15 protein-coding genes are annotated in these 20,876 nt (G+C 45.9%); 5 read left to right on the top strand and 10 right to left on the bottom strand.

What is annotated here, in order from left to right; all coding sequences use genetic code 11:
* The first annotated feature begins 33 nt into the window (after nucleotides 1-33).
* Nucleotides 34-4,242 (top strand): bifunctional 2',3'-cyclic-nucleotide 2'-phosphodiesterase/3'-nucleotidase, encoded by a 4,209-nt coding sequence (locus ACK1LH_RS02745; RefSeq protein WP_411334411.1) that lies wholly within the window; start codon nucleotides 34-36, stop codon nucleotides 4,240-4,242.
* Nucleotides 4,243-4,290: 48 nt separating this feature from the next.
* On the opposite strand, the gene ACK1LH_RS02740 is transcribed toward ACK1LH_RS02745, so the two are convergent.
* Nucleotides 4,291-5,565, bottom strand: coding sequence for a lysine N(6)-hydroxylase/L-ornithine N(5)-oxygenase family protein (locus tag ACK1LH_RS02740; protein ID WP_411334410.1), 1,275 nt, complete (start codon nucleotides 5,563-5,565; stop codon nucleotides 4,291-4,293).
* Nucleotides 5,566-6,248: 683 nt separating this feature from the next.
* Entirely contained in the window at nucleotides 6,249-7,184 is a 936-nt protein-coding gene (locus ACK1LH_RS02735; protein ID WP_411334409.1) for an alpha/beta hydrolase, read from the bottom strand.
* Nucleotides 7,185-7,351: 167 nt separating this feature from the next.
* On the opposite strand from ACK1LH_RS02735, the gene ACK1LH_RS02730 reads away from it, so the two are divergent.
* A complete protein-coding gene (locus ACK1LH_RS02730; protein ID WP_411334408.1) occupies nucleotides 7,352-8,839 on the top strand; it encodes a phytoene desaturase family protein in 1,488 nt (495 codons plus the stop codon).
* 37 nt (nucleotides 8,840-8,876) lie between these two features.
* On the opposite strand, the gene treR is transcribed toward ACK1LH_RS02730, so the two are convergent.
* The 6 genes from treR to ACK1LH_RS02700 form a co-directional block, all read right to left on the bottom strand.
* On the bottom strand, nucleotides 8,877-9,596 hold the full coding sequence (gene treR / locus ACK1LH_RS02725; protein ID WP_411334407.1) for a trehalose operon repressor: 720 nt from the start codon (nucleotides 9,594-9,596) through the stop codon (nucleotides 8,877-8,879).
* A 33-nt stretch (nucleotides 9,597-9,629) separates the two neighbouring features.
* Nucleotides 9,630-11,312, bottom strand: a complete 1,683-nt coding sequence (gene treC / locus ACK1LH_RS02720; RefSeq protein WP_411334406.1) for an alpha,alpha-phosphotrehalase — start codon at nucleotides 11,310-11,312, stop codon at nucleotides 9,630-9,632.
* Between the two features lie 63 nt (nucleotides 11,313-11,375).
* Nucleotides 11,376-12,791 (bottom strand): PTS system trehalose-specific EIIBC component, encoded by a 1,416-nt coding sequence (treP, locus tag ACK1LH_RS02715; protein WP_411334405.1) that lies wholly within the window; start codon nucleotides 12,789-12,791, stop codon nucleotides 11,376-11,378.
* A gap of 267 nt (nucleotides 12,792-13,058) precedes the next feature.
* The gene (locus ACK1LH_RS02710; protein ID WP_411334404.1) at nucleotides 13,059-13,709 is read right to left on the bottom strand and encodes a DUF429 domain-containing protein; all 651 of its coding nucleotides are present in this window, start codon (nucleotides 13,707-13,709) and stop codon (nucleotides 13,059-13,061) included.
* A gap of 13 nt (nucleotides 13,710-13,722) precedes the next feature.
* The gene (locus ACK1LH_RS02705) at nucleotides 13,723-15,066 is read right to left on the bottom strand and encodes an FAD-binding domain-containing protein (RefSeq protein WP_411334403.1); all 1,344 of its coding nucleotides are present in this window, start codon (nucleotides 15,064-15,066) and stop codon (nucleotides 13,723-13,725) included.
* 15 nt (nucleotides 15,067-15,081) lie between these two features.
* Nucleotides 15,082-15,453, bottom strand: coding sequence for a DnaJ family domain-containing protein (locus tag ACK1LH_RS02700; protein ID WP_029567121.1), 372 nt, complete (start codon nucleotides 15,451-15,453; stop codon nucleotides 15,082-15,084).
* 167 nt (nucleotides 15,454-15,620) lie between these two features.
* Here ACK1LH_RS02700 and ACK1LH_RS02695 point away from each other — a divergent pair, with 167 nt between their 5' ends.
* Both ACK1LH_RS02695 and ACK1LH_RS02690 read left to right on the top strand, forming a co-directional pair.
* Complete coding sequence (locus ACK1LH_RS02695) at nucleotides 15,621-16,022, top strand: hypothetical protein (protein WP_029567122.1); 402 nt, start codon at nucleotides 15,621-15,623, stop codon at nucleotides 16,020-16,022.
* Between the two features lie 161 nt (nucleotides 16,023-16,183).
* Nucleotides 16,184-17,998 (top strand): solute:sodium symporter family transporter, encoded by a 1,815-nt coding sequence (locus ACK1LH_RS02690; RefSeq protein ID WP_035207676.1) that lies wholly within the window; start codon nucleotides 16,184-16,186, stop codon nucleotides 17,996-17,998.
* A 34-nt stretch (nucleotides 17,999-18,032) separates the two neighbouring features.
* Here ACK1LH_RS02690 and ACK1LH_RS02685 read toward each other — a convergent pair whose 3' ends face one another.
* Nucleotides 18,033-18,827, bottom strand: a complete 795-nt coding sequence (locus ACK1LH_RS02685) for a VOC family protein (RefSeq protein WP_029567124.1) — start codon at nucleotides 18,825-18,827, stop codon at nucleotides 18,033-18,035.
* A 143-nt stretch (nucleotides 18,828-18,970) separates the two neighbouring features.
* On the opposite strand from ACK1LH_RS02685, the gene ACK1LH_RS02680 reads away from it, so the two are divergent.
* Nucleotides 18,971-20,236, top strand: coding sequence for an MDR family MFS transporter (locus tag ACK1LH_RS02680; RefSeq protein WP_203289517.1), 1,266 nt, complete (start codon nucleotides 18,971-18,973; stop codon nucleotides 20,234-20,236).
* Between the two features lie 15 nt (nucleotides 20,237-20,251).
* Here ACK1LH_RS02680 and ACK1LH_RS02675 read toward each other — a convergent pair whose 3' ends face one another.
* A complete protein-coding gene (locus ACK1LH_RS02675) occupies nucleotides 20,252-20,854 on the bottom strand; it encodes an MOSC domain-containing protein (RefSeq protein WP_035207695.1) in 603 nt (200 codons plus the stop codon).
* Between the last annotated feature and the right edge of the window lie 22 nt (nucleotides 20,855-20,876).

Below are 20,876 nucleotides of genomic sequence, written 5' to 3'. Positions count from 1 at the left end.
AATTTAACTGTTGCGAAAATTTCCGAAAGGTGGATGTTTGTGAAAAGTAAACCGAAAACAGTCAGTAAGAAATTCCTGCACTCATTTGCTGCTTCTCTTGTTTTTTTAAGTATTCTTCCTTTTTCTGCCCCAAAAGCTTCAGCCGAGGTAACGGCTGCAGTCGATCTTCGCCTGATTGAAACAACTGATATTCACGCACACATTATGGATTATGACTATTATTCTGATAAAGAAACAGCTTCGTACGGGCTCGCCAGAACAGCAGTCCTGATTGATCAGTACAGAAGCTCTGCCAAAAACAGCATCCTTGTCGATAACGGAGATCTGATCCAGGGAAATCCGCTCGGGGAATATGTTTTCAAAAACCTTGGCGCAGAGATTGCGGCCGGCACGAAAACAAATCCGATATTCGATGCACTTGGCACACTTGACTATGATGCGGGGACACTCGGAAATCATGAATTCAACTACGGTCTTGAGTATCTGAAAGGATCGCTTAAGAATACGAATTTTCCTGTAGTAAGCGCGAACGTTTACGATGCTGCAACAAATGAGCCGTATTTTAAGCAGTACGATATCCAGGAAAAAGAACTGATCGATGCAAACGGCAATAAACATCTTGTCAAGATTGGCTACACAGGCTTTGTTCCGCCGCAAATAAACGTATGGGACAAAAAGCACCTTGAAGGAAAAGTTGTGACGAAGGATATTGTCGATACAGCAAACAAAGTCATTCCTGAAATGAAAGCCCAGGGCGCAGACCTGATCGTTGTCATGGCTCACTCCGGGATTGAAACAGCTTCAAGCTCTGCAGGCTCTGAAAACATGGTGTTCGACCTGGCTAAAGAAGTGAAAGACATTGACGCCATCGTATCAGGCCATCAGCACGGCATCTTCCCCGGCGACAAAAAATATGACGGCATCGCTTCCATTGATAATGTAAAAGGAACGGTGAACGGCGTGCCTGTTGTCATGCCGAAAAACTGGGGCAGTCATTTAGGGGTAATCGACCTGAAGCTGACTGAGCAAAACGGCGACTGGTCAGTAGCAGACTCACAGTCAAAGGCCGTGCCGATCACTACGGTCACAGCAAAAGACCAAACGATTGCCTCATCCATTAAAGATGTTCACGAAAAAACGCTTGAATACGTAAGAAAGCCGGTCGGAACAACCGAAGCTCCGATTAACAGCTTCTTTGCGCTTGTCCAGGACGACCCGTCTGTGCAAATCGTCAACGATGCCCAAATGTGGTATGCCAAAAAGGTTGCCGAGCAGAATCCGGCCCTTCAGAACCTGCCGATTCTCTCAGCAGCTGCACCTTTTAAATCAGGCGGCCGAAACGGCGTTGACTACTACACGAATATTGCAAAAGGAAGTCTCGCCATTAAGAACATCGGCGACCTCTATCTCTACGACAATACGGTACAGATTGTTAAGCTTAAAGGATCACAAGTAAAGGAATGGCTTGAAATGTCAGCCGGACAGTTCAACCAGATTGATCCTGCAAAAGAAGGCGAACAGCCTCTTTTAGACACGAACTTCAGATCGTACAATTTTGACGTGATCGATGGTGTCACGTATCAGATTGATGTGACAAAACCTGCTAAATACAATGCGGATGGAAAAATTGTCAATCCGGATTCAGGAAGAATCATCAACTTCAAATATGATGGCAAAGATGTAAATCCGGAGCAGGAATTTTTAATTGTCACAAATAACTACCGCGCTTCAGGCGGAGGCGGCTTCCCGAACATGAAGGCTGAAAACATTGCCTACGTTTCTGCAGACGAAAACCGCCAGGCTCTGATGAATTACATTTCAGAAGAAAAAACAATCAACCCTTCTGCCGACGGCAACTGGTCGATTGCGCCTGTAGAAGGCAATGCACAGGCTGTATTTACTTCAACGCCTGCTGCAAAAGACCTTGCTGAAGAAACTCCGAATATCCGTTATGCGGGTGAAGCAGCCGACGGGTTTGCCAAATATACAATCGATTTAAAAGTCGGCACCACGCCTCCTCCGTCAGACAGCTGGAAACTGACGGTCATGCATACGAATGACACGCATGCTCACCTTGACGATGCGGCCCGCCGCGTGACAAAGGTAAAAGAAGTCCGCGCTGCAGAAGAAAACAGCATTCTTCTTGATGCAGGCGATGTCTTCTCTGGAGATCTCTATTTCACAAGATGGAACGGCCTTGCAGACGTTGAGTTTATGAACATGATGCAATACGATGCCATGACGTTTGGAAACCATGAGTTTGACAAAGGACCGGACACTTTAAGAGCATTTATTGAAAAAGCCAAATTCCCGATTGTCAGCTCGAACGTGGATGTAAGCAAGGAACCGAAATTAAGCGATCTCGTTAAATCACCAAGCGACTATCCTTCAGTAAAAGAAAGCGCGATTTATCCTTACATCGTTCTTGATGTAAACGGCGAAAAAGTGGCTGTATACGGACTGACGACAGAAGATACTCCTGAAGCTTCAAGCCCGGGCGAGAATATCGTTTTTAAAGACGCAGTGAAAACATCTGAAGAGACTATCAAAACCATTGAAGAAAACGAAAAGGTTGACAAGATTATTGCCCTGACCCACCTCGGCTACCAGAAAGACCTTGAGCTTGCCGAAAAAGTGGAAGGCATTGACGTCATCATCGGCGGACACACGCATACCCTTGTGGATACGTTAAAAGTAGTTGATGAAGACCAAACGCCAACCATCGTTGCACAAGTTCAGGATTATGGAAAATTCTTAGGTAAGCTTGATGTTGCATTTAATGGCGAGGGAGTCGTACTCCCTGAAGAATCAGCGGTCGAGCTGATTGCGATTGATGAAACAGTCGAAGAAGATCCGGAAGCTAAAGCCCTGCTTGACGGATACAAAGAAGAGATCAACAGCTTTAAAGATAAAGTGGTCGGACATACAAAAACGGTACTGGACGGTAAACGCGAACATGTCCGTTCAAAAGAGACTAACCTCGGAAACCTGATTGCAGACGGCATGCTTGCTAAAGCGAAAGAAGCAAAAGGCGCGCAGCTTGCCATCACAAACGGCGGAGGAATCCGTGAGTCCATTAACGAAGGCGACATCACTCTCGGCGAAGTTTTGACCGTGATGCCTTTTGGAAATACGCTGTTTGTCCTTGATGTAACAGGTGAACAGATTGTCGCTGCACTCGAACACGGCGTGAGCGCCGTTGAAGAAGGCAAAGGACAGTTCCCGCAAGTTGCCGGCGTCACGTTCGCTTTTTCTAAGGGACTTCCTGCAGGCGAGCGCATTATGAACGTTGAAGTTCAAAACGAAGACGGCTCTTACTCTCCTATTGAGCTTGACAAGACTTACAGAGTGGCGACAAACGGCTTTATGGGAGCAGGCGGAGACGGATATGACGTCTTTAAAAAAGCAACTTATGCTGAAGATCTATTCTTCGTAGACTACGAGGTTTTCCTTGAGCAGCTTGAAGCAAAAGATTCAGTCAACCCTGAAATTGAAGGCCGCATTATGGAATACTTCACGCCGACAGTTGAAGTAAAAGATAATAAAGCGTTTGTTACGTTTGATGACACGTTTATTCCATACATCGAGCACACAAATGACGTGCTGATCGATCTTTTCGGCACATCTGAGTTTGATGCAGTCGAAATGACATTTACGGCAGATCAAATCACCGCTCTAAAAGCAAAAGAAGAAAGCCTGTCCTTTAACAATGAGGCAATCGGTCTCGACATCCCGCTTTCAAATCTGGATGAGAAAGAAACCATCATTTCTTTTGCAAAAACAGAAAAAGTGGAAGACGCCCTGACTGACACTTATGATTTCGGGATTACTCAGGACGGGAAAAACGTAAAGAAATTCAAAGACGAAATCGGTCTTGCTTTCTTTATTGAAAATGCCGAAAATCCAAGAGTCTATTATGTAGACCGCAAAAAAGAAAAAGTGACTGAGCTTGAAGGATCTTACGAAGACGGTGCAGTATATGGCTATACAGACCACTTCAGCGAATTTACGGTTCTTGAATCAGCTGACTCCGGCGAAAATCCAGGGGAAAAACCGGGCAATGGAAAGAATCCGGGCAGCGGAGAAAACCCTGGAAAAGGCGCTGATAAAGGAAACAACAACGGAAAAGGCCTTCCTCATACAGCAACAAGTTCATTCAACATCCTTCTTACGGGTGTCGCGATCTTGATTGCAGGAAGCGTATTTTACATCATTCAGCGCAGAAGGCTGAACAGCAAGTAACCACAGATGCAAAAAGTCCCTTCCCGGGTCCGGGGAGGGACTTTCTTTTTACGGCATAAACTGCTGAAAGACGTTTTTGCCCTGATCTTTAAAATGCTCTTTTCCAAGGATTGAATTGATGATTTTCATGTTCCGGTCAACCGAAAGCGCAAGGTTTGTTGCCCCAGTCCCGTGAGAGTGTTCAAGGTTTGTAAGAGTGTAGATCCCTTCTTTCCTGCCGTCCTTAAAGGCAAGCCGGAAATCCTTTTCAACTTTGAACAGCTTTTCATCCTCCCAGATGATCTCATCCTTCATTCCCTCTATCCATTCAGGAATATTCGGCTTAAAGCCTGTTGCAAATACGACTCCTTCTGTCGTGTGATCAAAGCTTGTATCGCTTTGCCACTGATGGCATTTGAGCACATATTTTTCACCATCCGCCATTAAATCTTTCACATCTGTCAGCGGCATAATCTTCACGCGCGCATCTTTTCCATGAATGGAACGGTGATACAGCAGGTCATAGATAGAAACGAGCGTCGTTTTGTCCACGCCGTTACGCAGCTGTTCAAGCTCAGGCAACGCTTTTTTTCTTTGCTCAAACGTCAGGTCATGAAAATAGCTGACAAAATCCGGAGAAAATACCTCCTGCCCGAGCTTGGCCGATTCCAGCTGGGTGAAGCCTGCCGATCTCGTAAACCAGCTGAGCTCATAATCAAACAGATCCTGAGATTGGAGAAGATCCAGAAAAATCTCTGCGGCGCTTTGCCCGGAACCGATGACTGTGATGGATTTTTTCTTCTTTAAAGACTCCTGCCTGAACATATAGTCGGATGAATGAAACACATCTTCCGCGGGCTCTGTCTCAAACGGCAGCAGCGGGATGCTTCCGGTGCCCATGACCACGTGCCTCGTTTGATAAACCTGAGTGCCTTCTTTGTTTTCCACATGCACTTCGTAATGCGGGGTTTCCCCTTTTTTGTATTCAACATGTGTCACGCATGAACCGAACCGGCAGCACTGGATTTCCTTTGCCGCCCAAGCCGCATATTCACTGTATTCTCTCCTAGGAATATCAAACCGGTTAAAAAAGTAAAAAGGATAAAGCCTGTTATGTACATGAAGATAGTTTATAAAGGTATATTTGCTCCTAGGATTGCAGAACGTCACAAGATCTGCTAGAAACGGCACCTGCAGATCCGTCCCCTCAATCAGCATGCCGGGATGCCAGACAAACTCATCCGTTTTATCAAAAAAGATCGCTTCAATCTCAGGCAGGTCCTCCAAAATGGCCGCCATCCCAAGGTTATATGGACCAATCCCAATCCCGATCACATCGTACACTGTCTCACCTGCTTTTCTCATAATCGCTTCTGAATCTATACCCCTACTTTCCCCAGAATAATCGGTTTTAAGCAGACTGTGGTGAACCAGAGGATTCTTCTTTTATTGGTCCTATGTTTCCGAATAAGTGCCATCAACCTGAAGATTCTACCTTTTGATGGTTCTATTCTTCCGGATAAGTGCCATCAACCTGAGGATTCTACCTTTTGATGGTTCTGTTCTTCCGGATAAGTGCCATCAACCTGAGGATTCTACCTTTTGATGGTTCTATTCTTCTGGATAAGTGCCATCAACCTGTAAATTCTTCTTTTTGATGGTTCTATTCTTCCTGATAAGTGCCATCAATCTGAGGATTCTATCTTTTGATGGTTCTATTCTTCCGGATAAGTGCCACCAACCTGTGGATTCTTCTTTTTGATGGTTCTATTCTTCCGGATAAGTGCCATCAACCTGTGGATTCTACCTTTTGATGGTTCTATTCTTCTGGATAAGTGCAATCAACCTGTAAATTCTTCTTTTTGATGGTTCTATTCTTCCTGATAAGTGCCATCAATCTGAGGATTCTGTCTTTTGATGGTTCTATTCTTCCTGATAAGTGCCATCAATCTGAGGATTCTATCTTATGGTGGTTCTATTCTCCGGATATGTACCATCAACCACCCCCCTAAACAAAAAAAGACGCCTCAGCGTCCCCCCATTTCTGCTATTCCGTCTCTGTCATGCTCGATCTTTTTTAAAAACTCCAAAACCTTAGTTTCATAGCCTTCAGGGTCTGTTAAAAACGCCTGGGCGTGGCCTGCTTTCGGCACCAGGTACAGCTGCTTGAGGCCTTTTTTGATTTTGTACATATCAAGCGTCATGTTGACCGGGATAAAGGGGTCTTCTTTGCCATGAATGAAGAGGATCGGCGTTTTCGTGTTCTCGAGGTCGCGCGCAGGCTTTATTTCTTCAAATCCCCACCCGTATCTGAGCTTTGTGACCATGCTGGTCAGGTAGATGAGCGGATAAAATCTCACTTTGAAATCCAGCCTGAGCCGCGTTTTCAAAAGCTCTGTCAGGTCGCTGAAGGCGCAGTCTGCGATGCAGAAGGAAACCCGGGGATCTTTTTTCACATACTGCAGGGCCGATGCCGCTCCAAGGGACTCGCCGAGTATACCCACAAATGCGGATGATCCAAGTTCTTCATAAATGTGGTCTACCCAGGCGTGCAGGTCGTCGCTTTCATAGTAGCCGAATGAGGTATGCGTGCCGCCGCTCAGGCCGTGGAATCTGTGGTCACACAAAAGAACGTGATAGCCCCTTTTATGAAACATTTCGACGTACTTGAAGCTTCCGAACAGTGACCACGTGATCCCATGTGCAATAATAATCGCTTTTTTACCGGATTCAACAGGAAACCACATGCCGTGAATTTTGTAGCCGTGGTAGGAATCAATAAACCATTCTTCTTTAGGCGTTTGTTCAAAATGCTCTGTATTGATTTCCCCGCTTTCCACTCCGAGCCTGTACGTTTTTTCATATTCCACTTTTCTTGGTACCGTAATAAGGGTGCTGAAAAAGAAGGATACAGCGAGTATTGCTATCAAAGCGGCAAGTATGGAGCAAAGCAAAATCCACATGGTATCACCTTCACTTCCCTTTTCCACATCATATTACCGTTTTCATAATAGGTGATAAGTGTGAGGGTACCGTTTATTCTCTGTAAAAGTTTTGTAAGAATACCGGCAGCCGATTAAAAGTTGGGGACTGAGCGGAAAAAACGTACAATGACTGCGAGGTGAAAACGATGGCAAAACAGACGATTGTAATCGGCGGCGGCATCGGCGGACTGACGGCAGCTGCTTTTCTTTCAAAAGAAGGAACGGACGTCACAGTTCTTGAAGCATCAAACGAGTGGGGCGGCTGTGCGGGGAAGTTTCAGCGCGGGAAGTTTTTATATCCTGCAGGTGCAACCCTCGGCATGGGCTTTGAACAAGGCGGCGTGCACGATAAGCTATTCAGCGAACTCGGCCTTTCTTTTCACGAGCACAGCCTGCTTGATGTCATCATGGACATTCACCTGCCGGGAAAAACCATTTCCTATTACCGCGACCGGGCCCTTTATTTAAAAGAAACGGAGAAGCACTTTCCGCATCTCACAGCGAAAATCCGCGCATTTTACGCAGATATATGGAAAATTGGCGCTGAAGTTAAAAAGCTGATTGATCCCCTGCCAATCCTTCCTCCGAAGACAGCTTTTGAGTGGGGGAAGCTATTATCATCACTAAAACCATCCACACTTAGCCTTCTCCCTTATTTTCAGAGCACGATGGCGGCGCTGCTCAAAAAGCACAGACTGCAGAATGAGCGGGACTTTGTTCACTTGATTGATGCCCAGCTGATTGATTCGATGCAGACAACGAGCGCGGAATGCTCTGCCATCCTTGGCGCATACGCCCTGACTGTGTACCATGACGGCGCGTTTTATGTAAACGGCGGCCTGTATCAGATCGCCGAGCAACTTGCTGCATTCGCAAAAGAACGCGGAGCCGTTCTGAAAAAACAATCCTGGGTAAAATCCATTCAAAAAGAAAACGGTCGGTACAGAGTGACCGACCAGAAAAACAAAACCTATGACGCGGACTCTATCATCTGCAATCTTCCCCTGCCTGCGTTTATCAGCCTCCTGTCCCAGGAATTAAAAAATCAGCTGAGCAAAGCATATACGAAAAAGCAGAGCCTGCAGCAATGGGGCACGATGACGCTTTATCTGACTGTAAAAGAGGATGTCATCCCAGAGAACTTCCCGCTTTTTCATCAAGTGATGGACAATGACTCAGGCGATATGACGGAAGGTCATCACCTGTTTCTCTCTGTTTCAAAAAAAGAGGACGCGCGTAGGGCACCAGCCGGATACAGAACCATGACAGCAAGCACCCATACGGACTTAAAGCTGTGGGATACGAAGGAGAAATATGACCGGTACAAAGAAGAGCTGACAAACCGGATGCTGCGCTCTATAGAAACGGCGATTCCGCGCCTGCAGGACGGTTTGACGGATGTGATGCCAGGTGCTCCGGGAGCGTGGGAAACGTTCACTAAGAGGCCGGGAGGAATGGTGGGCGGATATCCGCAAACTCTGCAGCATTCGCTGTTCAACAGTCTGTCGCACCGCACAGGCATACCGGGAATGTATTTGTGCGGCGACAGTGTATTTCCCGGAGCCGGAACAATTGGTGTGTCTGTCAGCGGGTATCATGCTTCCCAGTCTGTTCTAAGGGATTTGCGCAGCTGAAAGCATACAAAAAAAGTCAGGCAGCCGCCTGACTTTTTCAATGCCCTCTTCGGGCGAAATCCACAAACCTGAACTTATCGAGCCTGTGTCTTGATTCTGTGTACTGAAACAGACTTGTATCATCCAGGTAAACATGGTTTTTCACGACAACGATGTGGGTAAAGCTGTGCAGATCAAGATAAGCATAGTCTTCTTCCGTGCACTCTTCCACAACGATTTCTTTCTTGGCAAAGCTGATTTTGAGACCAAGCTCTTCTTCAATGTACCTGTAAATGGAATCCTCGCAGATTTCCTTTGTCAAAGAAGGAATGAAGCGGCTGTTAAGGTAATCCTTATCGAGAATAATGGATTCCCCGTCGATGTTCCTTGACCTGACAACCTCCCATACCTCATCCCCGCCGCTCAGGTTCAGCTGCTGGGTAATAAACGGATCCGGTTTGATCAGAGCTAATTTTTCTACTTTTGTCCGGGACGTGCGTCCAAGGTTCTGGGACAGTTCTTTAAAACTGACAAGACCGGAAACGGGAAAGCTCATTTTCGTCACATCGAGCACAATGGACCCTTTTCCTTTTACCTTCTGAATGAACCCGTTCTGCGCCAATAGATTGAGCGCCTTGCGGATTGTCTCCCTTGACGTCTCGTATTTTGCAGCGAGCTCGTTTTCAGATGGAATGGTTTCATCGGGCGCAAGAATGCCCTGTTTGATTAAATCAGCAAGCTCCTGGTAAATAGCCAGGTATTTATTGTTTGTTTTCATCTTTAACCACCATCATCAGTTTACCATGAAATCTTACTTTTTAAGATGATAAACGACGGATTCAAATGGACGCAGAGTGATTTCTTTTACCGATTCACTCGAGTCCGGGTAGTTGCTGATCAGGATATCTGCTTTAAACTCATCACCGATATGCTCCGGCAGAGTAAAGACGGTTTCTTTTTCATAGAAATTGTTGATGACGAGCAGTTTTTCGCCGTCTCCATTACGGACGTAGGCAAACAGCTGCTCATGGTCGTCATGGATTAGTTCGTAATCTCCGTATGTTATGAGATCAACGTCTTTTCTTAGTTGAATCAGTTTCTGATAGTGGTAGAAAACTGAGTTTTCATCCTGGACAGCTTTCTCGGCGTTGATCTCAGGGTAATTTTTCGCAGGCAGGATCCATGGGGTGCCTGTTGTAAATCCTGCATGCTTCGAGTCATTCCACTGAACCGGGGTGCGGGAATTGTCTCTTGATTTGCTCTTTAAGATCTCAAGGATTTCTTCTTCTGACTTGCCGGCTTCTTTTAAAATATTGAACATATTCAGAGATTCCACATCGCGGTAGTCATTGATTGATTCAAATTTAGGGTTTGTCATGCCGAATTCCTCGCCCTGATAAATATAGGGAGTGCCCTGCATCATGTGGACGGTTGTGGCCAGCATTTTTGCCGATTCCACGCGGTACTTGCCGTCGTTTCCGTATCTTGAAACGACCCTTGGCTGATCATGGTTGCACCAGAACAGGGCATTCCAGCCGCCGCCCTTATGCATCTCCACCTGCCATTTTGAAAGGATTTGCTTCAGTGCCTGAAAATCAAAGTCAGCCAGCGCCCACTTTTCTCCGTTCGGGTAATCCACTTTCAGATGGTGGAAGTTGAACGTCATGCTGAGCTCATTGGAATCCGGATTCGAATATTGGATGCAGTTGTCGATTGTGGTTGATGACATTTCACCGACTGTCATGCTGTCATATTTAGAGAACACTTCTCTGTTCATTTCTTTCATATACTCATGAACTCGCGGACCGTCTGTGTAAAACTTGCGGCCGTCTCCGGGTGCTGTGCTGCCGTCATCATCAGGAAAATTCTGATCCTTTGAAATCAGGTTAATGACGTCAAGCCTGAAACCGTCGACACCTTTTTCAAACCAGAACGTCATCATGTCGTACACTTTCCGGCGGACTTCTTCGTTTTCCCAGTTCAAATCTGCCTGTGTGACGTCAAAAAGGTGAAGGTAGTATTCGCCTGTTTTTTCATCCAGCTTCCATGCAGAGCCTCCGAACTTTGAAATCCAGTTTGTCGGCTCAGAACCGTCCTCTTTTCCTTCTTTCCAAATGTAAAAATCACGGTAAGGATTCTCTTTTGAAGACTGTGCTTCTTTAAACCAGGCATGCTCTGTTGACGTGTGATTCACGACGATATCCATGATGACTTTTATTCCGCGGTCATGAGCCTCTTTTAACAAGCGTTCAAAGTCTTCCATTGTTCCGTATTCTTCATGAATGGAAAAATAATCGCTGATGTCGTAGCCATTGTCTTTTTGAGGGGATTCATAAATCGGCGTCAGCCACACGACATCAATGCCAAGTTTTTTCAAGTAATCAAGTTTATCGATGATTCCCTGAATATCGCCGACTCCATTTCCCGTTGTATCGTTAAAGCTTTTCGGATAAATCTGATAGACCGCTGATTTTTTCCACCAGGGCTGTTTCATTGTACATGCACCACCATTTTAGAATTTACGCAAAAAAGGACAATGGCTTGTCCCCTTCTGCTTTTATTTTTTCTTCCAGTTAAATTTCGCAAACACGTATGTCAGAACAAACGGCACGACAATTGATATCGCCATTCCGATAAAGAACGATGTCCAGTATTCGGACTGTATGGAAAGGAATCCGGGAATTCCGCCGACGCCGATTGAGAATGCTTTGACATGGTTGATTGTAATAAAGATACCGGCAATTGCAGAACCAATCATGGCTGCGATAAATGGATAGCGGTATCTGAGGTTCACACCGAACATGGCCGGCTCTGTAATTCCGAGATAAGCGGAAATACCGGATGTCAGGGCAAGACCTTTTTGCTTTTCATCCTTCACAATGCGCATCATCGCAAATGCAGCAGAGCCTTGAGCAATGTTTGACAGAGCAAGCATCGGCCACAGGAACGTTCCTCCTGCGCTCGCCACAAGCTGAAGGTCAACGGCAAGGAAGGTATGATGCATGCCTGTTACAACAAGCAGCGAATAGAATCCGCCGTACAGAAGACCGCCAAGAGCTGCAAAGTTGTCGAAAATAGCAATGACTCCGTCAGTGATCGCATTTCCTGCTGCAAACGTTACAGGTCCGATCAGGATAAATGCTGCAAAGCCTGTTACTAAAAGAGTGATTGGAGCAACAACAAGCAGTTTGATGGAATCCGGTATCCGCTTGTTTAAGAAAAGTTCAACTTTGGCAAGCAGGTACGATGCAAACAGAACCGGAAGCACCTGTCCCTGATAGCCGATTTTTTCAACCTCAAGACCGAACAGGTTCCAGACCGGCACCTCTCCTTTGGCCTGAGCTTCACCGTAAGACCATGCATTCAGAAGATCCGGATGCACAAGAATCAAACCAAGGACAATACCAAGCAACGGGCTTCCGCCGAACCGCTTTACTGCCGACCACCCGATCAGAGCAGGCAGGAAGGTAAAGGCGGTGTTGGCAATCAAGTTAATAATGGAAGATAAATCCGCCCATTGCGGGTACACCTGGATCAGAGACTGCCCGTCAAAGAAAATATCTTTTCCGCTAAGAATGTTGTTGATCCCCATAAGAAGACCGGCCGTAACAATCGCCGGAAGAATCGGAATGAAAATATCCGCAAGCATCTTCACGGCACGCTGAAGCGGATTCAATTTGCCTGATGCGGCCTCCTTAACATCCTCTTTGGACGACTCGCCCATGCCTGTCTGTTCAGCCATTTCTTTATAAACCTTGTCAACAAGTCCCTGTCCAATGACAACCTGAAACTGGCCGTTCGTTGAAAAAGAACCTTTGACCATATCAATCCCATCAAGCTTCGCTTTATCCACTCTGCTTTCATCTTTCAATGCAAACCGCAAACGAGTAACACAGTGCGTTGCAGCGGCAATATTCTCTTTCCCGCCGACCGCATCCACAATGTCGCGGACTTCCTGCTTGTTCACGCTCATCTATTTCAACCTCCCGAAATCGTTTTCATTTCCCTGCTATTATTCTCGCTATGTTCGTAGAAAATTATCCTGTATATACAAGTTACATTCACATTGTATTCCTGTATATACAAGTTGTCAACCGAAAAGCGTAATCGTTTTCAGCAACATGCTTTTTTATGCATAAAAATCATTCCCTTCAGCAGGCCTTTACTTGGTTGTTACCCTTTTTGCCGGTAAACAAGCAGAAAAAAACAAATAAAAAAAGACCACGCATAAACGTGATCTTCAGCAGCAAAAATCAAAAGGATGAAACGGCTTATCGGCCCCTATGCATATTTCGGGTTCATGCTCCGCGTCTGCCCAGTGCCAGGCAGCCAGGGCCGCAGCGCATGCATCAAGTCCGTGGCTTGTTTCTGCAGCGTCCGGCGAAATATTTTTCATCCTCCACTGTTCAAAGAACGGCAGAAGGCTTCTCCTGTCTTCTTCTGATTTTTTATAGGACAGAGCGAGATGCCGGTCCTCAGGTTTCAGCCTTAGTCCGATTGCTCCGCCGGGGTGCACTTCAACGATAGAACCAGTATAGTTCTCAAGCGCCCTGCTCAGATGAATGCCCCTTAAAGTGAGATAAACCATACGGTTCATGGTCGGCGGCATGATCGAGCCGTGGTAGAGGCCCGCCTCCCGAAGCTTGGATCTGACAGCTTTGTCTGAAGGCCTGTCCCCGCCGCCGTCCTGATAGGAGAGCGGCGCATCAATGCCGACGGTGACCTGTCCTTCTTCTGAGGCTAAACGGCTTACTGTATCCAGAATAAGCCGGTCGCTGTTATGAAAAGAAAGACTCTTCAGTACCAGGCTTTCCGCATCTTTTTTAAAAACAGCAACTGCCGTCTCTTTGTGATTGGCAGGACCCGCAAGATCAATTCCGACTACATGCACTCTTCTCCCTCCTTTATAAATCAAATGACAGCTGTTCACTGTCAGAAGGCTTGTTTTTGCCTTCCGTTCCTTTTTTTACCCTTTTAATCGCTTTTTTCAGATCAATCACCGGAGCTTGGTAGTCCAGCTGAAAAAATCCGGGATAGTTCCAAGGTTCATGAATGTATTTTACAGGTACACGTTCCAGAACGGGCAGATACCTCTTGATAAAAACTCCGTCCGGATCTTCCGTCTTTCCTATTTTGACCGGATTCACCACTTTCAAAGAGACCTTTTTCATCTGTTCGGTATGAATCGAAGGCTCATAGTCAAGAAAAAGGGACGCAAGTGCTTCCGAACATGCTGCGGGATCCAGTTTGAGAACCGCAATTCCAAAAGAAGCAAGCATGCCACGGTACTTGGCAGGCAGCCATCCTGTTTTGTGCAGACATTTCATGCATGCGTCAGCAAAGGGTATGCCTGTTTCTCCCTCGTGCCATTTGTCGAATAATGGTGGCGTTTCATCATGAAGACACAGCTCTGAAATCGCTTCAACTTCACCTTCCATCAGCTTCCATCTCACCTTCAGCTGATCCATGAAAGCGGTCAATTGTTCCACGGGAAACAAATTATCACAATTTTCTATCTTTATCGACGTTTTTTGTAAAACGGTGCGCAGCGAGATGTTTCCCCAAGCGAGATATGGAGACAGCCTGCTTGAAGAAATGGTGGACTGAAGAGGGTTTGACCGATTCTCTAAATAAGAAGCGGCACGCTCATTTAAAAACGTTTCAATCGTTTCCAGCGCCTGTGCTTCTCCGCCCTGCTGGCCAAATTTTATGGGGCTGCCTAAAGCAGCTAGCGATTTGAGCTTTTCTGAGCCGGAATAGAAACGGTCCGGAATCTTTTCCGGCATGAATAAACGGCTGGGCATACGGGCTGCTTCGCTTCTCACAAAAGCTTCCCACCTCTGTTTTGCATTCTTTCCGGCTGCACCGTACTCTTCATACTCATGAAAAGCAAGCCCTCTATCAGTCATCCATTCTCTCACTCTTGTATGCTTTTGAACCTCTGCTTCTGACCGTGATTCTCTGTAGGCATGCAGTGAAAAACCGCCGCACGTTTCATAGATCGCTTCCAGCGCATCCTCTATTTCTCCGGTGAATGTATAAAGACTGCCTCCCATTTTTTCAAAGGAGTGCTGCATGTCTTCAAGACTTTCCCGAACGAATTGAAAATGCCGTGCTGAAAGGCAGCCTGCCCCCCATACAGATGGCTCCGCAGCATACAGCGGCAGCACTTCCCCATAGCGTGCTGCTTCGGCAAGCGGGATGTGGTCTTCGGTCCTCAGATCCCGTTTAAACCAGACAACGTTCATGTCTCTCACTCCATGTTATGACCATTTCGAATTGATTTTATTTTTGTAAAAAGCGGAAGCCTTTGAAGAAAATGTGCCGCGCTTTTTCAGTATTTGTTCAAGCTTTACCCGTTTTTCGCTCAGCTGCATCTCAAGCTTTTCTTTTTCAAGGGCATCCTGACAGGCTGAAGCCAGGTCCTCAAGCTTAAAAATGGATTTTTTAAGCTCTCCTTCTTCATCAAGCATGCCTGCATTCTTCATCATCTTGTAGGACACTCTCAGCTCGGGTGAAATATGTGACAGATCCTCAAGCTGAAGCGGTTTTCCCATGCCGGGCAGCCGGTTAAATTCCCCGTCTTTTATAGACTGCTTTATTTTATCCTCTGACAGAATGGTGAACAGATCCATTTTACAGCCTCCTGTCCTGTAATCACTTCTCTTTACTACCTTATACATCGTGCAGCATGATTCCTTCTTAAAAATATAGATGATTCGTGACAAACAATCAAACAGACGTTCTGCAAACAGGCCCTTTTGCATATCCTTTAACAACATCATAAATTGGAGGCATCAGAATGAACAATTCAAACACCTTTCAGATTCCTGAGGAAATGGTCTCCCGGTATGCTGCACTGAATGAAAAGGCAAAGAAAATTGAAGAAGAAATGGCGGAAATCAAAAAGATTTTCAACGCCTATTTTGATCATGAATACGGCAAAAACAGCAAAGGGGAAGAAAGAATCGGAGCCTACAAGATCCAGCGGCAAATCAGGCAGTCCGAATCCTATCATCCTGATAAAACGGTTAAAATACTTGAAGAATTAAATCTCTCAGATTGTATTATTCTCGTAAAACAGCCTGATAAAGAAAAGATTCAAGCCGCGCTCACACTGGGCATGCTGTCAGCTGAAGAAATGAAGGACTGCGTGATCCGGAAATGCTCACAGGCGATTGTGGTAAAACCTTTAAATAAATAAGTAACACTCTAAAAGTCTGATTTTTCTCTTAAATCAGACTTTTATTTCGTTCATATTTCCTGTTTTTGATCTAACAAGGTTTATCTTTTGAGAAAGGAGGTTATTTAATGGGTAGAAATTATTCTGAAAAACATTTTTAGCATCTTGAAGGAGGCATACATATGGGAGGAATCTGGTTCACGCTTTTATCATGCGCCTTTTTTATGGGTCTTGTAGCTTGGATTTCCTATCTGAAAACAAAAGGCGGCAATGAGGATTCTAACGGTTATTTCCTTGCGGGAAGGGGACTTACCGGGGGTTTTATAGCAGGTTCACTGCTTCTTACAAATTTATCGGCTGAGCAGCTTGTTGGACTTAATGGACAGGCTTACCGCACAAACCTGTCAAATATGGCCTGGGAGGTTACTTCCGCCTTTGCGATTGTCGTTATGGCTCTATACTTGCTTCCTAAATATCTCGGAGGAAGCTTTACAACTTTACCGGAATTTTTGAGCAAGCGGTTTGACGAAGGGGTGAGACGTTATACCGTTATCCTTTTTATGCTCGGGTATATTCTGGTAACGATTCCTTCCATGCTCTATTCCGGAGCTCTTGCTGTCCTGCAGATGTTTGACGTTCCGGAGCTGTTCGGAATCTCTTATATGCAATCAATCTGGCTTGTCATTTGGGTGATTGGCATTATCGGTGCTGTTTACGCCATCTTCGGCGGTCTGAAAGCAGTGGCTGTATCAGATACACTGAACGGAATCGGACTTTTAATCATCGGAATTCTCGTTCCTGTTTTAGGTTTTATCGCCCTTGGCAACGGAAACATGCTTGATGGCATGAAAGAGATTACAACTACTCACCCCGAAAAGCTGAATGCGATCGGATCCAGTGAAGACTCTGTTCCCTTCGGCACCATTTTCACAGGTATGATTTTCGCCAATCTGTTCTACTGGGCATCCAATCAGTATGTTATTCAAAGAACGCTTGGCGCCAAAAACCTTGCCGAGGGTCAAAAAGGGGTCATTCTTTCAGGTTTTTATAAGCTGCTTATTCCTCTATTCATGATGATTCCCGGCATCATTGTGTTCCATCAATATGGAGATGGCCTGAAATCAGTTGACCTTGCTTATCCAACCCTGATTGCAGACGTGCTGCCGACGTATCTGTCAGGATTTTTCCTTGCCGTGCTGCTTGGTGCCGTTTTCAGCTCGTTTAACTCTTTGCTGAACAGTGCTGCCACGATGTTTGCGCTTGATATCTACAAAGTGCAGGTCAATCCTAAGGCTGATGATAAAAAGCTGATCAGCGTCAGCAAACTGTTTGGAACATTTCTGGCCATTGTCGCCTTGTTTGTTTCTCCGCTGCTGATGTATGCGCCGGACGGCTTATGGGATTTGATCCGGAAATTTACAGGCTTTTTCAACATCCCGATTATCGCCATCGTCCTTGTCGGCCTGCTGTCTAAATTTGTTCCGGCAGCAGCTGCAAAAACTGTCATTATTTTTCACGTCATTACCTACTATATGCTCGTATGGGGGACAAACCATCTCTTCGGCTTCACCGTTGACATTCATTTCATACACATCTATGCGATTCTCTTCTTCATCGAAGTGTTCATGATGCTTGCGATCGGAATGGTCAGCCCGCGGGAAGAAGCCTATATTTACAAGACAGAAGCATCTGTGGACATGATGCCGTGGAAATATACAATCGCCACATCTGTGATTCTTCTTTCACTGGTTTGCGCAACCTATATCGTCTTTTCGCCAATTGGACTTGCGTATGCAGACGGCTATGTATCTCCTGCCTTCTGGCCTGCAGTGGCCGGCCTGTTTTTACTGACTGGCATTCTCGTATTTGCCTCTATTAAACACTGGAACCGAAAATATGAAGAATACCTGCTGAAGCAGCATACGAAAAAGAATTACAGACTTCGCCGCCCTTCCGGAAAATTGAATCCGGTCTATATAAGATATATGACGAACTAAAAAAATCAGCCTCCACATCCGGGAGGCTGATTTTTTATTTATACATGCTGCCGTGCACCTGGTAATAAGAGCCAAAAACAGGCGGGTCAAACTCTGCGAGATAAGGGCCTTCCCCTTTTCGTTCAAGCATCTGCTGAACAAGGCCATCCCCTGAAGGCTCGGCAAAAACCAGCTGAAAAGACGGGAGTGAGATTGTATAGATTCTTGCCCGCCACTCATCATATACTGCCTCTTCGCCTCTTGGAAGGTCAAAATACTTTCTCCACTTCAGCACCGCTGCATTTAAATCCCTTACGATATAGTGAACTTTCGCAACCGCAACTTCGGTGTTTTTGGCAGAAAGGGCGCCTGAGCTGTGCAGGTCGTGTTTTCGTTCATCCTCTGACTGCTTCCATTCAATAAAGAAAGGCAGAGGAGCTTCGTCGTCGCTTTGCTCGATGAATAGCATTTTCCACTCAAGCAGTGATCCGTCCTCGCGTTTTCTGCTCGCTTCAATGATTTCTCCTGTTTCAAGCCCATTCTCTTCAAGCTCTGCTTTCACATGTTCGAGGTTATCTGATCTCAGGGCAATCTGGCCAAGACCCTCTGCGCGCTGCTTCAGAAGGCGGTGAATGAGCGGATTGTCCGATCCATTTGCTTTTTTCCTGTCTTCAATCGAGAGGAACTCCAAATAGGCGAGATCGCTGAAATAGCAAAGGCTGTTATACGAGCCCCATTTCTCATGCCGGCCTCCCATTACAGCAGTCAGTCCCTGTTTTTTAAAAAACTCTGCTGCTTGGAGCGGATGGCGGTCTGTAAAATGTACGAGATGATCTAAAATAATTTCCATTGGACAGCTCCTTTGGCTTTATTTTCGGCCTGTTTAAAACCTATACCCTCATGCTGCAGTTCACAAGCTTGAATGTGTTTGCCCCTTTTTGTGCAGCAGGGTATGATGATAGAGGTTTAATCATAAAAAGTGAGGTCAGCAGCATGAGACTTAGAGATTGGGACCGGAATTTAAAGATACGCTTGTTCGGGGAAGCATTGATGAATATTACATACTGGATGTTTTTCCCGTTTTTGACGATTTATTTTGCAGATGAGTTCGGCAAGGAACAGGCCGGATTCCTATTAGTATTTTCACAGGTTTTCTCCGTGCTTGCCAATTTAATGGGAGGCTACTGCGCTGACCGGTTCGGGAGAAAAAAGATGCTCGTCCTCTCTTCAGCGGGACAGGGAGTTTCATTTCTCATATTTGCTCTGTCTGTATCACCATGGCTTGACGCCCCTCTGATCGGATTTGCATGCTTCGCTTTAGCGGGGGTTTTCGGTTCGTTTTACTGGCCTGCAAGCCAGGCTATGATTGCGGATGTGGTAAAGGAAAAAGACCGGAGCAATGTGTTCGCGGTATTTTATACATCAATCAATCTGGCTGTCGTCATTGGCCCTATCTTAGGAGCCATCTTCTATGTGAAATATTTCTTTGAACTCCTCGTCTTTGCAGGGTTCATCTGTTTTCTGCTTTCAGGCATGCTCTTTCTCTGGACAAGAGAAACAGCACCCGAATCCGTGCTGAACAGGAAGGGAAGCACAAAGTGGCATCACTTTCTCCTTCAACAGCTGGGAGAATACAAAATCATCTTCAAAGACCGGGCCTTCCTCCTGTACATTGGTGCCGGTGTTCTTGCGGCACAGACCTTTATGCAGCTTGACATGCTGATGCCCGTCTATACGAAGGAAACCGTTCAAAATGAAGAGCTTTTCTCATTCGGCAGCTGGTCGTTCACACTCGGCGGCGAGCAGGCCTTCGGTTTTCTTCTTTCGGAAAACGGACTGCTGGTCGCCCTGTTGACTATTTCTGTTACGAAATGGATGACTCTGTATAAAGAAAGGAATGTCTTCATTCTTTCTTCCGTCTTATACGCAGTCTCGATCTTCCTTTTCGGACAGTTCAGCTTCTTGTGGGGACTGATCTTCGCCATGGCTTTGTTTACACTCGCCGAATTGATGACTGCCGGCCTGCAACAGAGCTTTGTTTCAAAGCTTGCACCAGAGCATATGCGCGGGCAGTACTTTGCGGCAGCAAGTCTCCGCTATACAGTCGGACGGACCATTGCCCCGCTCTCCATTCCGATGACGGTCTGGTTTGGCTTTCAGTGGACATTCGCCATCCTTGGGATTCTTGCTTTGGCAAGTGCAGCCCTTTATTGGGTGACGTTTGCGGTTTATGAAAAGAGGAGTGAAAAAAGCGCATGATCGATGCGCTTTTTTTTACAGCCGTTTTTCAAACGAACTCCTAAAGCTCCCCGCCAGTTCCTTCACTTCCAAAATCTCTTTGATCGCTTCAGCGTTGAACTTATCCTCGTATTTGATCTTATTGACAAACTCTATGGTCACCTTCTTCGGATGGGACGAAATCCGTTCAAGTGCATCCCCTTTTTTGATCAGGCCCTCTTTTTTCACCCGAAAGTAAAACCCGGTATATCGGGTGTTTTGCACCTGCACAGGAAGATCCTTGACTTCATGTTTCAATGCAAGCTTGAAGCATGGCTGGCGCGGCTGGCTCACTTCAAGCTCGGCTTCTCCGAGGCGGAAGATGTCTCCTATACAGACTTCTTTTTCAGTCATGCCGCTTAATGTCAGGTTTTCTCCGAAAGCACCCGGCAGGAGCTTAAAACCCAGTGTTTTTTCCCAATATGGGTAGTGATCGTAAAAGTAGGCGCAGACCGCCTTGTCTTCACCGCCGTGATTTTTCAGATCCGCCTGGCCGTCCCCTTCAAAATTTGTTTTTTTCAGTATGATCGGCATCTCTGCCGGTTCTTTATAAATGCCGGTTTCAATTTCACGGCCATTGTACAGGACTTTTTTCGGCATTCCGACATTGATGGAAACTATC

Source organism: Metabacillus indicus (assembly GCF_046603695.1).
GTDB classification, from domain to species: domain Bacteria; phylum Bacillota; class Bacilli; order Bacillales; family Bacillaceae; genus Bacillus_P; species Bacillus_P indicus.
The sequence above is the reverse complement of the archived record's forward strand: the minus strand, read 5'-3'. Positions and strand labels throughout refer to the sequence as shown.